Genomic DNA, 13,276 nt, shown 5'->3' with positions numbered 1-13,276 from the left:
CGGGCACCCTACGGGACCCGTCGGCTCCGCTCCACGCCCCGCCGCTCCCGGGCGACAGGCGGGCCCCGCTGCGCTAGGACGGGGGCATGCGCATCGCCGTGTCCGGCTCCCGGGGCCTCATCGGCTCCGCCCTCGTCCGCTCCCTCCAGGCCGACGGCCACCGGGTGGCCCGCCTGGTCCGGGCCGGGGGCCGGGTCGGCGAGGGCGACGTCCGCTGGGACATCGAGGCCGGCGAGATCGACACCGCGGCCCTGGAGGGGGTGGACGGCGTGGTCCACCTGGCCGGCGAGGGCATCGCCGCCGGGCGCTGGACCGACGAGCACAAGCGCCGGGTCCGGGAGAGCCGCACCCGGGGCACCGCCCTCCTCAGCGAGGCCCTGGCCGCTCTCGACGTCTCGCCCCGCGTGCTGCTCTCGGGCTCGGCCGTCGGCTACTACGGCGACCGGGGCGACGAGGAGCTGACCGAGGCCAGCCCGGCCGGCGACGGGTTCCTGCCCGAGCTGTGCACGGCGTGGGAGGCGGCCGCCGGGGTGGCCCGGCAGGCGGGCATCCGGGTGGCCCACCTGCGCAGCGGCATCGTGCTCGACCCCGAGGGCGGGGCGCTGGCCAAGCAGCTCCTCCCGTTCAAGCTGGGCCTGGGGGGCCGGGCCGGCCGGGGCGACCAGTGGCTGCCGTGGATCACCCTGGCGGATGAGGTGCGGGCCATCCGCTTCCTGCTCGACCACGACGTGGCCGGCCCGGTCAACCTGGCCGCCCCGGCGCCGGTCACCAACGCCACCTTCGCCCGCACCCTGGGCCGGGTGCTGCGCCGGCCGGCGGTGATCCCCCTCCCCCACCTGCTGACCAAGCTCCCGGCCGGCATCGGCCCGCTGGTCGACAACCTGCTGTTCCCCAGCGCCAAGGTGCGGCCCGCCGCCCTCACCGAGGCCGGCTTCACCTTCGAGGACCCCGAGCTGGAACCAGCCCTGCGCGCCCTCCTCGACCGTCCGGCGGCCTGACCCCGGGGCCGGGGCCGGGGCGGCTCAGTCGGTGACCTCGACACCCCTCCAGAAGGCCACCCGGTCCTGGATCTCGGCCGCCGCCTCCTCGGGCTCCGGGTAGTACCAGGCCGCCCCCTCGTTGACCTGGCCGTCGACCACCAGGTCCAGGTAGCTGGCCGTGCCCTTCCAGGGGCACACCGAGGTCTGGGGGTTGTCCCGGACCTCGACGGCCAGGGCGTCACGGGGGAAGTAGTGGTTGCCCTCGACGACGACGGTGTCGTCGGAGCGGGCGACGACGGTCCCGTTCCAGGTGGCGGTGGCCATGGTGGTCCTCCTCGCGTCCTCGCCCCGGGAGGGAGCGGACGCGGAGTCCAACCACCGGGCCCGACGGCGTGTTCCGGTCCGGGCGCGACACGACCCGCCTGGGGCGCTACTTCGGTTGCATCCGGATGCCGCCGTCGATGCGGACCGTCTCGGCGTTGAGGTAGCTGTTGGACAGCAGCTCGAGGGCCAGCGAGGCGAACTCCTCGGAGGTGCCCAGGCGCTTGGGGAACAGGACGCCGGCCTTGAGGCGGTCCTTGAACTGCTCCGAGGCCTCGCCGGTGCCGTAGATGGGGGTGTCGATGAGCCCGGGGGCGATGCAGTTGACCCGGATGCCCACCGCCGAGAGGTCGCGGGCGATGGGCAGGGTCATGCCCACCACCCCGCCCTTGGAGGCCGAGTACGAGGCCTGGCCGATCTGGCCGTCGAAGGCGGCCACCGAGGCCACGTTGACGATGGCTCCCCGCTCGCCGAACTCGTCGGCCGGCTCCAGCTGGCTCATGGCCGTGGCCGCCAGGCGGGTCACGTTGAACGTACCCACCAGGTTGACCTCGATGACCTTCTTGAAGATGTCGAGGTCGTGAGCCGAGCTGTACTCGCCGTCCTTGCCGATGGTGCGGGTGGCCCAGCCGATGCCGGCCGCGTTGACCACGGCCCGCAGCGGGCCGAGCTCCTTGGCCGCCTCGATGGCGGCGATGGCGTGGTCCACGTCGGCCACGTCGGTGGTGGCGAAGGTGCCGCCGATGTCCGAGGCCACGGCCTCACCCTTCTCGGCGTTCATGTCGGCCACCACGACCTTGGCGCCCCGAGCGGCCAGCAGGCGGGCGGTGGCCTCCCCGAGGCCGGACGCCCCCCCGGTGACGATTGCGCTGATCCCGTTGAGTTCCATGGCCGGCAATCTATTGACCGGGCGGTCTAGAGAGGAAACGGCCGCCCGGCGGCACCCCCGGTGATCAGGGGAAGCGCTCTCCGGTGAAGGTCAGGTTGCAGAGGACGCCGCCGCCGTCCACCGTGCCGCTGCCGGAGATGCTGATCGTGCCGCCCGCCACGGTGAAGCTCCCGGTCAGGGTCTGGGTGCCGGAGCCCGAGGGCAGCGGGGCGCTCAGGTCGAAGGAGTCGTCGGGGCCCAGCGGACCCTCCAGCACGCCGCCGCTGCCGGCGTCGAAGCGCACCGTGCGGTCGTCGCCCGAGCCGTCCACCGTCACCTCGAAGGTGCCGTCGTAGGCCGTGCAGTTCCCGCTCGAGCCCTCGGCGATCGTGGCATGGTACGTGTAGCTGCCCTCCACCTCGTCGCCTCCGCCCGGTGGCGCGGTGGTGTCCGGCGGCTCCGTGGTGCCCGGGGCCGCGGTGGTGGCCGGCGGGGCCGTCGTGGTGGTGGTGGTCGCCGGCGGCGGCTGGGCTGGCCCGTCGTCGTCGCCGCTGGTCCCGACCGGCCGGGAGAAGGTCTCGCCGGTGGTGATGTCGACCAGGACGAAGGTCTCGATGACCGTGGTGTGCTCGACGACGACGGTCAGGCCGCCCTCGGAGAAGCCGGCCCAACGGGGGCCGGTGTAGCGCTGGGGCACCGCCCGGGGGGCGGTGAGGGGGTTGCCGCAGTAGCACTTGGTCACCGGCTGGCCCCGGTCGTCGACCAGCACCGCGGTGCCGGCCTGGAGCACGGCCTGGCTGGCCACGGCCCGCCCGTCCCGGAAGCCGTGGTTGGTGACCCGGGTGTCGGACCGCAGCACCACCGGGGTGAGACGGTCGATGAAGGACGGGATCTCGGCCGGGGTGATGCCCAACACGGTGGCCCAGGCCCGGGCCTTGGCCGGGTTGTCCTGGAGGAAGGTGGCCAGCTGCTCGGTGTCGCACGCCCCCTCCCGTTGGGTCCCGCCGTAGAGGCCGGGCTCCCCGCCGGAGGTGGAGGCGATGGCCCGGCCGGCCGCGGTCCCGGTGGTGGTGGGCACCGTCTCGTCCTGGCCCACCGGGGTGGTGAAGGGGTCGCGGGCCGAGGAGATGGGCTCCAGGAAGACCTCCTCGGCCACCTCGTCCCCACCGTCGTCGCCGTTGACCACCACGACGGCGATCACGATGCCGGCCACCAGCAGCAGGGCCCCCACCCCGATCAGGAGGGCGACGAGGGCGCCGTTGCCCCCACCCGAGGGCGGGGGACCGGGGGGAGGGCCGTACCCGGGGGGCGGGCCGTACCCGGGCGGGCCGTACCCGGGAGGGCCGTAGCCGGGGGGCGCGGGCGCCGGCCCCTGGGGCCCGGGACCGGGCGGGTACCCGCCGGGCGTCGACTGCGGGGTGAACGGCACGGTCTCACCGGCCGGTCCGGGCGGAGGCGGCGGCGGGTTGCTCACGTCGGGCCCCGATCCCCGGTCGAGGGCGCCCCGCAGGGGCCCGATCTCACCCCGACCTGTCCCCGAAGATCACCCACGGAGGGCACAGTACGCCGCCCGGCCACCCGGCGCTCGGGTCTCGGGGGGGAGGGGGCCCTCAGCGCCCGGCCCGGAGGGCGAAGACGGTGGCGTCCGGCGTGTCGACCACGGCCACGAACCGGGGAGAGGCCCGCAGGTCACGCTCCAACCGGGTCAGCGCGCCCCGGGGCAGGACGCCGGTGGCATCGGCCTCGTCGCGCTGGGAACGGGTGATCAGGACGTAGCCGGCCTCGTACCGGGGGTCGGCCAGCCACTCCCCCAGGACCGTGGCCGGGTCGTCGAGCACGGCGCGCTGCTCGGTCCCGGGCTCGGACGCGATGGGGACGTACGTCAGGTCCTCGTAGCCGGCGAACTGCACCGGGTAGTTGTCGGTGCCGGTGACCAGCAGCGTGCCCGGCGGCGCCTCGGCCAGGACGTGGGCGGAGGCCGCCACCTCCGCCTCGCTGAACCGGTACCACTGGTCCTTGCCGTAGTAGCCGTACAGGAACCCGCTGAGGAGCACGGCGGACACCACGGCCACCGCCACGGCGCGCCGGGCCCGACCCCCGGGCCCGGGGGGGGCCTCGGAGCGGCGGGCCCAGATGCCGTCGGCCGCCATCCAGGCCAGGAAGGGCAGGGCGAAGAGGTAGGTCCGGAAGACGATCTCGCCGTCGAAGTCGTTGGTCACCACCAGCAGCACCGGGCTGGCCGCCAGGGCCAGCACCTCCAGGCGCAGCCGCCGCCCCCACACCTGGCGGAGGACGGCCACGCCGGCCACCACGACGATGCCGGCCACCGTGAGCCGGCCCATGGTCGACACGAGCTGCTGGTGGGCCGAGAGCTGGGCCGCGTCGACGAAGTTGCCCCCGGCGTTGCCCACCGGCTGGCCCACCGTCGAGGCCAGGTCCCGCAGGTTGTCGGCCACGAACGTCCGGGCCCCGGTGGCCACCCAGACCAGGCCGGCACCCGCCGTGGCCACCAGGGGCCAGCCGCTGCGCACCCGGCGGGTGGCCCACAGGGCGGCCAGGGCCACCACGACCATGAAGGGCGTGATCTGGTGGCTGGTCACGATGGCCACGGCCAGGAGGGCCAGGACCGCCCCGGCCCACGGGCGCGGCCACGCCGCCGGCTGGGGCCGCTCGACCCGGGACTCCCACCACCGGGACCGGGCCACCCGGCGCGGGAAGCGGTGCAGCACCACGCCCAGGAGGACGAGGTAGAGCACGAAGGCCTCCGACTGGGGCGAGAAGTAGTCCTGGCCCACCCAGTTGGCCACCATGAACAGCAGCACACCGGTCCACCGCACCCGGCGGTCGTCGCTGAAGGCCGAGAAGACGAACAGCAGGGCCGGGATGGTGGCCAGCTCGATGGCCATCGGCCACCAGCGCAGGAGCCGGAACGGCTCCTCCACGCCCATCAGGTCGAGGAGGCCGGCCACCTGGCTGAAGAAGCCGGGCCAGTTGTGGTAGACGCCGAGGGTGTCGATGCCGGGGTCGACCGAGCCGTGGCGGTCGATGTAGTCGACGATGCCCAGGTGCTTCCAGGCCCAGGCGTAGCGAAGCGTCCCGTAGAGCACGGCCGGCGTGCCGTGCACGGCGGCCACGAAGAGCACCACCGGCGTGCCCAGGCGCCACCCCGCCGGCCGGGCCCGGGCCACCTCGACGGCGAAGGCCACCAGCAGGAGGCCCAGGGCCGCCCCGTTGGCCGGCGACAGGAGGGACAGGAGGCCCAGGTCGGTCATGGCCCCCGGATCGGCGCCCCACAGGCCGACCACCCAGGCCGCCACGGCCAGGGCCCCGAGGCCCAGGGTGACCGTCGCCGGCTGCGGCGTGCGGAGGGGGCCGGTGCCGCCGTCGGCCGACCGCAGGCGGCGGGGCGCGGCCCGCCGGACCCGGGCCGGATCCGGCGCCGGCACCAAGTGGTCGAGGACCTGCTCGACGTTGCGCCGCACCCACCAGCCGTGGGCCAGGTCGGGGCGCGAGGTCAGGATCTGGGACGAGACGTGGTGCAGCCACGTGAGCTGGACCAGGAGCGGCTCGGGCAGGTCGAGGTTGGCGGGCAGGGTGCGGGCCCGCAGGCGCCGCTCGGCGGCGTCCAGGCCGTCGGAGGCCATGGCCACCACGTGGCGGCCCAGCTCCCCCCCGCCGGCGCGCTGGCGCTCGGTCAGCAGGAGGTGCAGGACGTCGAGCTCGGGGAGGGCCGAGGTCGTCGCTTCCCAGTCGACGATGCCGGTGACGAGCTGGCCGTCGTCGCTGAACAGCACGTCGTCCATCGACAGGTTGCCGTGGACCCGGCTGGTGACCACCCGGTGCCCCTCCAGGCCGGCCCGCAGCCCGTCCAGGACCTCCTCCAGGCGGGCCGCGGCCCGCGGGTCGGCCAGGGCCCGGGCCACCACCCGGCCGGGGGCGTCGACCCACTGGGTCAGCACCCGGTCGTCGACCACGGTGACCGTGGCGCACGCCTCGTGCAGCCGGTCGAGGGCCACCACCGCCGCCTCCCGGGCCACCGGCTGGAGGTCCGGGGGCAGCAGCGAGCCGGGCGTCCCGTCGCAGGTGGTCTCCACCATCCAGGCGCCGTCCTCCGACGCCGCCACCAGCTCCGGGATGAGCCAGCGGGTGGGGCCCAGGCGGGGATCACGGTGCAGGGCCCGGAGGCCGATGGTGTGGGCCACCACGGCGTCGACGCCCCGGAGCCCGGTGGCGGCCCGCACCAGCTGCTGGTCGTCGTCCCGGCGGAGCACGAGCCGGTCGTCACGGGCCGACACCACGGTCCAGCCGTGGTCACCCCGGACCTCGGCGGGCACCCGGTCCAGCCCGGCCGGCAGCCGGTGGCGGGCCCGGCGGCCCCGGGCCCAGGCCATGGCCCGCCGGGCCGCCACCCGCAGCACCTCGGCCCCGGCCCGGACCAGCTCGGGCTCGTCCCGGGCCGTCACGTAGCCGAGGGCCAGGGCGGCCACCACCTGGACCACGACCCACACCCAGCCCACCCCGGTGAGGCCCCACGGGCCCATGGCCAGCCACGACGCCACCATGGTGGCCACGAAGACCCCGGCGTAGAGGGTGACCACCCGGCGCAGGCGGCCCCGCACGTGGGCCACGCTGACCAACAGCGAGACCACGGTGTTGGGCACCGCCGAGAGGGCCAGCAACCGCAGCAGGGCGGTGGCGTCGTGGCGGTAGTCGCCACCGAAGGCGGCCAGGATCCAGGGCGCCCCCACCACCATGACGGCCACGCCCGGCAGCAGGAACGTCCCGACCTGCACCGCCGCCTTGCGCAGGCTGCGGTGGAGGTGGCGGCGCTCGATGGCCCCCTCGGCCACCAGCACGTCCCCCACGTTGCTGCTGACCAGGTAGAGGGCGTAGGCGATCTGGGCGGCCACGTAGTACGAGGCGTTCTGGGCCGCCCCCAGGACGGCCAGCACCACCAGCGGGGTGAGGTGCATGGTGGCGTGCCACAGGAGCGACGCCACGTGCTCGGCCCCCGCGAACCGGGTGATCTGGCGCCGGGTGGGGGCGACGGCCCCCTCGATCTCGGGGGGGTTGGCCGCCACCTTCAGGAGCCAGCCGTTGACCACCACCACGGCCACCACCGCCGGGATCGACCACGACAGGTACACCCCGGCGACGGGCACCACGCCGGCCAGGGCCACCAGCAGGACGATCTTGGCCACCGAGAAGCAGACGTTCTCCAGGGGGACCACCCAGGTGCGCCGCAGGGCGACCAGCACGCTGTCCTGGAGCTGGAACAGGCCCCACGCCCCCACGCCCACCACGAACGCCACCACCAGGACGGGCCGCTCGTGCAGGACGTCCAGCTCCGGCGCCCACAGGCCCACGCCCCACACGAAGACGGCCGCCGCCCCGCACCCGGCCACCAGGGCGAACAGGTAGGTGCGGGCCACCAGGCGGCGGGCCGAGGACCCCGACTCGGGGACGAAGCGGATGAGGCTGCGCTTGAGCCCGGCGGTGGCGATGCTGGACAGGAGGAGCATGGCCGACACCAGGGCGGAGCCGACGCCCACCTCGGCCGGCGAGTAGCGCCGGGCGGCGATGACCCAGTACGGCAGGCCCAGCACCGAGGTGATGCCGGAGGTGAGGATGAGGGCCAGGCCCCCGCTGGTGAGCGGGGAGCGCCCGGCGCCCGGGCCCCGGCGCCCGGGGCGGCGGCGGCCGGCGGCCATGGGGGGGCTCGACGGGCGCGCCCGTCGAGGCGGGGCGGCCGGCGCGGCCGGGACGGGCGAGCGGGTGGCGATCACGGCGCGGCCCAGACCCGCACCGAGTCGACGAGGAACGTGGCCGGGAAGCGGGTGGCGGCCGTGGGGGCGCCGGCCGGGCCGCCGACGGCCAGGTTGGCCACCAGGTACATCGGCTCCCGGGGCACCTGGGCGCCGGTGACCGAGAACCGGTCCACGCCGTCGATGCTCCAGGTGAGGCGGTCGCGGGACCAGTCCAGCACCACCGTGTGCCACCCCACCGACAGGTCCGCGGTCTGCACCTCGCGGCGCTTGCGGCCGCCCGCCGAGTCGTGGAAGGTCATCGACGGCCGGTCGGGGGCGTGGCCGTACACCTCGACCAGGTCGATCTCGGGCAGGGACCGGTTGGTCACCGGCAGCATCCAGATGGCGGGCCACAGGCCGGTGCCCCGCGGCACCCGGAAGCGGGCCTCGACCCGCCCGTAGGTGAAGGCGAAGCGGGGCCGGTCGGTCGGCTCGTCGCCGGGCCGGCCGGAGCTGACCATCCCCGACAAGTAGGGGAAGGTCCGGCCCTCGGCCACCGTGACCTCCGGCCGGGCCGTCAGCCGCAGCACGCCGCCCCGCACCTCGACCTGCTCGGCCCGATACCACTCCAGCTCGTCGTTGGTCAGGATGGTGCACCCGTCGGGGCCCCACCAGTGGCACGTCCCCCACCGGGACCGGGCCAGCGCCGTGCCGGGGAAGCCCTCGTCCAGCAACAGGGCGCCGACCTCGGCCGGCGGAGGGCAGCCGGTGGCGCCGAAGGCCAGGACGGCCACGGCCAGGGCCCGCAGGGCGCGCCCCCGGAACGTCACGCCGCCCGCCCGCCCCGCAACCTCTCGACGACGGCCGCCGCGCCGGGCCCACCGACCCGGCGCACCAGGCGCCAGGCCTTGGTCCGCACCGGCTCGGGGAACGGCGCCACCCGGTGGCCCCGGCCGTCGAGCACGTCGGCCACGACGTCGGTGCCGGCGTCGTGGAGCAGCGTGACCCGGGCCAGGGCGTAGGGGTCGTCCTCCCGGCTGCTGAGGGCCTCCCGCACCGCGCAGGCGGACTCGTAGCCGGCATCGACCACGGCCTCGCGGACCCGGCGATCGTGGTAGCCGTGGGGGTAGGCGAAGGAGCGGACGGGCCGGCCCAGTTGGCTCGACAGCTCCCGCCGGCTGAGGGCCACCTCGGCGGCCAGCGGGCCGGCCCGGAGCGTGTCCAGCTCGGGGTGGCTGAGGCTGTGCGAGCCGATCTCGCAGCCCTCCCGGGCCAGGTCCCGGACCTGGTCCCAGGTGAGCATGGGCGGCGGCTGGCCGAGGTCGGCCAGCCAGTCGGCCTGCCCCCCGACGGCGCCGGCCACGACGTAGAGGGTGGCGGTCAGGCCACGCTGGCGCAGGGCCGGCCACGCGTGCTCGGCGAAGTCGGCCAAGCCGTCGTCGAAGGTGATGGCCACCGGCCGCTCGGGCAGGTCGCGCCCCTCCCGGACGGCGTCGACCAGGTCGCTGATGGTCACCGCCGTGCACCCCCGCTCCACGATGAGGTCGAGGTGGGCGGCGAAGCGGTCCGGGTGCATGACCCAGGGTTGGAGGGCGGGCGGGGCCGAGGGGGCGACGCCGTGGTAGAGCAGGACGGGGATGGGGGTGGTCACCGGGGGCCTCCCGAGGGCGTGGCCGCCGGCCGGAGGCCGCGGCGCTGGTGGCGGGTCCGGACGTAGCGCCACGGCCCCGACAGCATGCCGGCCCGCTCGACCCGGGCCAGCTCGGCGTGGGTGCCGGGGCGGCGGGTGTTGCGGGGGGACGAGGGGGCCAGGGCGTGGCGGGCCCCGCGCCCGGCCCGGGCCGCCATGGCCAGGGCGGTGGCCGGGCGGTCGACCACCAGGCTGGTGAGGTAGGCGGTCAGGCCGGCGCCGTAGCCGTAGACCTGGCGCCGGAGGGCGTCGTAGCCCTCGTGGTGGTGGTGGAAGACGACGGCGGCCGGCTCGTAGACCAGGCGGTGGCCCCGGGCCAGGACGTCGTGGATGGCGGCCAGGTCGTCGCCCCCGAGCGATCCGCTGCCGGCCCCCAGGGCCGGGTCGAAGCCCCCCATGGCCCGCAGCACGTCGGTGGCGAAGGCCATGTTGGCCCCCGACCCGAACGAGCCGGCGGCGAAGGGGAACAGGGGGTCGCGGCGAGCCTCGACGGCCGGGTCGACGACGCGCCGGTCGTAGCCCTTGGCGAAGGCCGCCCCCCGCTCGATCCACCACTGCTCGGCCGTGCGCAGCTCGGCCGGGAAGATCAGCCCGGTCACGCAGGCCACGTCGTCGGCGGCGTCGAAGCCGGCCCGCACCCAGGCCGTCCAGCCGGGGTCGACCACCACGTCGTCGTCGGTGAAGGCCACGAACGGCGTGTCCACCAGGGGCAGGGCCGCGTTGTGGGCGCAGGCCAGCCCGGCCATGCCCTCCCGGACGTAGGTGATCCGGGGATCGGCGGCCCGCCGGGCCGCGACCAGGGCGGCGGTGGCGTCGTCGCCGGGGGCGTTGTCGACCACCACGATCCGGGCCGGGGGGGCGGTCGAGGCCTGGACCGAGTCCAGGGCGCGGCCCAGGGCCTCGGGCCGGTCGCGGGTGGCGATGGCGACGGTGAGGTCCGCCGCCCCACCGCCGCCACCGGCCACCGCCCCCGCCACCGGGTCAGTGCTCCGGGCCGCCCACCGGTCGGGGTCGACCCGTTCGGCCACCGCGGCGGGGGCCAGGCCGGTCCCGGGCACGGTGAGGTCGACGCAGCCGACGGGGACGCCGCCCCGGCGCAGGAGGCAGCGCACCTCGCGCTCGCACCCGGGGGCGGCGATGGCCGGCAGCGGGCGGTCGAGGTCGAGGTCGAGGACGCCCGACGAGGCGTCGACCGGGTCCGGCGCGGTCGGGCGCGGGACGCTCACGATGCTCGGCCGGGCCGGGCCCCCGGCCGCCCGGCGCGCTGGTCGAGGCGGCCGCGCGCGTACTCGAAGGTGACCAGGGCGGTGCCGGCCACGATGGAGGCCGCCCCGGTGGCCCCGGCCGGGTCGAGCCGCAGCGAGCGGCCCACGTTGCGGGCCACGGCGGCGGGCAGGGTCCGGGACACGTAGGCCCGCTCCGAGGCCAGGGCCCGCTCGCTGCCCGTGCGGGCGGCCACGCCGGCCTTGGACCGGCCCTCGGCCCGGCAGCGGCGCACGAAGTACTCCCACGAGGCCCGCTCCTCGGGGACCCGGTGCCACACCCGGGCCGCCGGCTCGAAGATGACCTCGCCGTCCTGGTGGCGCTGCAGGGCCCGGATGCAGACCTCGGTCTCCTCGCACCCGGCACCGTCGTGGCCCCGGCGGCCCAGCCCGGTGTCGAAGCCGCCCAGATCGGCCAGCACCTGGCGCCGGAACGACATGTTGGCGCCGATCAGGTTCCGCACCGTCGAGCGCACCTCGGGCAGGCCCCGGTAGGTGCAGCCCACCACCCAGTCCAGCTCCTCGGCCATCCACGAGGGCCGGCCGGTCTCCCACTGGGGCAGCACGGCCCCGCCGACGGCCAGCACCTGCGGGGTGCGGTAGGCGTCGAGCAGCCGCTCGATCCAGTCGATGTCGGCGTGGGCGTCGTCGTCGATGTAGGCCACGATGTCACCGCAGGCCTCGGCCCACGCCGTGTTGCGGCCTCCGGAGAGGCCCTTGGGCCCGGTGTTGGGCAGGACCCGCACCTGGGTGAGCTCGGCCCGGGCCCGGGCCAGCAGCTCGGGGTTGTGGTCGACGACGACGAGGACCTCGGCCGGCGGCACGGTCTGGGTGCGCAGGCTGTTGACCGACCGGACCAGGTCGTCCCACCGGGCCAGGTCGTGGGTGCAGACCACGGCGGAGACGGTGAGGGGATCGGCGGGGCGGGGCCGCCGGTGGGGGTGGCGGTCCCAGGCGTGGGGCGCCTCCGGGCTGGTCAGGGCGACCGCCGGCCGGGCTCCGGCCGACGGGGGCAGGGAGGCCCGGGCCACCCGCGTGCGCTCGACGACGATGGTGCGCAGCACCCGGAAGCCGTCGCGCACGGTGCGCAGGTTGCTCACCCCGTGGACCCGCTCGGCCTCGAAGCTCGGCACCTCCAGCACGACCAGGCCGGCGCTGAGGGCCCGGATGTTCATGTGGGTCTCGATCTCGAAGCCGGGGGCCCGGCCCTCCAGGTAGGGCAGCACGTCGCGCCAGCAGGCGTTGTAGCCGTAGCAGAGGTCCGAGAACCGCCCGCCGTAGGTGCGCCGCACGGCCTCGGTGAGCGCCCGGTTGCCGACCTTGCGGATCAGGCTCATGTCGTCGGTGGCCCCGCCGTGCACGAACCGCGACCCCTTCACGTAGTCGGCCCCGGCCATGAGGGCGTAGACGTAACGGGGGATCTCGGCCGGGTCCATCGAGCCGTCGGCGTCGAGGGTGACGAGGATGTCGCCGGTGCTGGCGTGGAACCCGGTCATGAGGGCCCGGCCCTTGCCCGGCTCCGGGTCGGTGACGATGACCACGTCGGGTAGGAGGCGCCGGGCCTCGGCCACGGTGCCGTCGGTGGACCGGCCGTCCACGATGACCACCTCGTCGACCCACTCCGGGAGGAAGGGCAGGACGTGGCGGAGGTTCTGCTCCTCGTTGAGGGTCGGGATCACCACCGACACGCGGGGGGCGGGACTGCGGTGGAGGGCCGGCCGCTGCCGGCGGTCGGATCGGCGTCGGTCCGGAGAGGAGGGCCGCCCGCCGGCTCGCCGCTCGGTCTCCGAGCGGCCCAGGAGGACCAGCTCGGGGCCGACGGCCGTCGGCGCGGGTTCGGTCGTGGTCACGGGCCGGGCTCCTGCTGCTCGGGGGAGGTTCTTGATCCCGAAGTCAACTACTCTCTGTAGCGAGAGTCAACCGACCGATCACCCAAAGTGAGATGACGAGCCCCGTGACCAGGTCAGCGCGGCAAACGCCGCCGCCCCGCCCCGACCACACACAGCACCCCCATGGCCGCCAACAGCAGCTCCGGCGACCACTGACCGGAGTAGAGGAGCACTTGGGACACCACGATGGTGGCCGCCGCGGCGGCCGCCCCACCGACCACCACCCGCTCCACCGTGGTCCGGGCCCCGAGGCGGGTAGCCACCACCAGGCCCGGCACGCCGATCACCGCCCACAGGACCAACACGCCGCGCACGGCCACCGGCCAGTCGCCCACGACCGCCAGGCCGGCCAGCGCGAACGAGGGCACGACCACGGCCAGCAGGTGCGGCATCGGCCGGGTGGTGGGGGTGAAGGCGTCGGACACGGGGAGGTCGACCTGAGCGGCGGGTGGGACGCCACCCATCTTGACCGTCCCGAGCCGCTCCCCCCTGACCGACCCCCGGCGCTCGCCCACCCGG

The 13,276-nt window shown here is 75.8% G+C and carries 10 protein-coding genes; 1 reads left to right on the top strand and 9 read right to left on the bottom strand.

Annotated features, from left to right (window positions below):
* The first annotated feature begins 86 nt into the window (after positions 1–86).
* Positions 87–998, top strand: coding sequence for a TIGR01777 family oxidoreductase (locus tag VEW93_04925; GenBank protein ID HYI61128.1), 912 nt, complete (start codon positions 87–89; stop codon positions 996–998).
* Positions 999–1,022: 24 nt separating this feature from the next.
* On the opposite strand, the gene VEW93_04920 is transcribed toward VEW93_04925, so the two are convergent.
* From VEW93_04920 to VEW93_04880, 9 genes are all read right to left on the bottom strand, one after another.
* A complete protein-coding gene (locus VEW93_04920; GenBank protein HYI61127.1) occupies positions 1,023–1,304 on the bottom strand; it encodes a DUF427 domain-containing protein in 282 nt (93 codons plus the stop codon).
* 106 nt (positions 1,305–1,410) lie between these two features.
* Positions 1,411–2,190, bottom strand: coding sequence for an SDR family NAD(P)-dependent oxidoreductase (locus VEW93_04915; protein HYI61126.1), 780 nt, complete (start codon positions 2,188–2,190; stop codon positions 1,411–1,413).
* A 64-nt stretch (positions 2,191–2,254) separates the two neighbouring features.
* A complete protein-coding gene (locus VEW93_04910; protein HYI61125.1) occupies positions 2,255–3,400 on the bottom strand; it encodes a DUF6777 domain-containing protein in 1,146 nt (381 codons plus the stop codon).
* A 379-nt stretch (positions 3,401–3,779) separates the two neighbouring features.
* The gene (locus tag VEW93_04905; GenBank protein ID HYI61124.1) at positions 3,780–7,880 is read right to left on the bottom strand and encodes a hypothetical protein; all 4,101 of its coding nucleotides are present in this window, start codon (positions 7,878–7,880) and stop codon (positions 3,780–3,782) included.
* Between the two features lie 71 nt (positions 7,881–7,951).
* Positions 7,952–8,746 carry a glycoside hydrolase family 16 protein gene (locus tag VEW93_04900; GenBank protein HYI61123.1) on the bottom strand — a complete coding sequence of 265 codons (795 nt, stop codon included), beginning with the start codon at positions 8,744–8,746 and terminating at the stop codon, positions 7,952–7,954.
* Positions 8,743–9,567, bottom strand: a complete 825-nt coding sequence (locus tag VEW93_04895; GenBank protein ID HYI61122.1) for a polysaccharide deacetylase family protein — start codon at positions 9,565–9,567, stop codon at positions 8,743–8,745. The genes VEW93_04900 and VEW93_04895 overlap by 4 nt, the downstream gene beginning before the upstream one ends.
* A complete protein-coding gene (locus VEW93_04890) occupies positions 9,564–10,832 on the bottom strand; it encodes a glycosyltransferase (protein ID HYI61121.1) in 1,269 nt (422 codons plus the stop codon). Before VEW93_04890 ends, VEW93_04895 begins: the two co-directional genes overlap by 4 nt.
* Positions 10,829–12,718, bottom strand: coding sequence for a glycosyltransferase (locus VEW93_04885; protein HYI61120.1), 1,890 nt, complete (start codon positions 12,716–12,718; stop codon positions 10,829–10,831). Before VEW93_04885 ends, VEW93_04890 begins: the two co-directional genes overlap by 4 nt.
* A 113-nt stretch (positions 12,719–12,831) precedes the next feature.
* Positions 12,832–13,221 (bottom strand): hypothetical protein, encoded by a 390-nt coding sequence (locus VEW93_04880; GenBank protein HYI61119.1) that lies wholly within the window; start codon positions 13,219–13,221, stop codon positions 12,832–12,834.
* Positions 13,222–13,276: the final 55 nt, after the last annotated feature.

This window comes from Acidimicrobiales bacterium (assembly GCA_035630295.1).
GTDB lineage: Bacteria > Actinomycetota > Acidimicrobiia > Acidimicrobiales > Iamiaceae > Iamia.
The sequence above is the reverse complement of the archived record's forward strand: the minus strand, read 5'-3'. Positions and strand labels throughout refer to the sequence as shown.

Bases quoted from the DNA above. Each gene is read 5' to 3' on its own strand.
- VEW93_04925 (HYI61128.1), top strand. From the start codon at position 87: ATGCGCATCGCCGTGTCCGGCTCCCGGGGCCTCATCGGCTCCGCCCTC.
- VEW93_04920 (HYI61127.1), bottom strand. From the start codon at position 1,304: ATGGCCACCGCCACCTGGAACGGGACCGTCGTCGCCCGCTCCGACGAC.
- VEW93_04915 (HYI61126.1), bottom strand. From the start codon at position 2,190: ATGGAACTCAACGGGATCAGCGCAATCGTCACCGGGGGGGCGTCCGGC.
- VEW93_04905 (HYI61124.1), bottom strand. From the start codon at position 7,880: ATGGCCGCCGGCCGCCGCCGCCCCGGGCGCCGGGGCCCGGGCGCCGGG.
- VEW93_04880 (HYI61119.1), bottom strand. From the start codon at position 13,221: ATGGGTGGCGTCCCACCCGCCGCTCAGGTCGACCTCCCCGTGTCCGAC.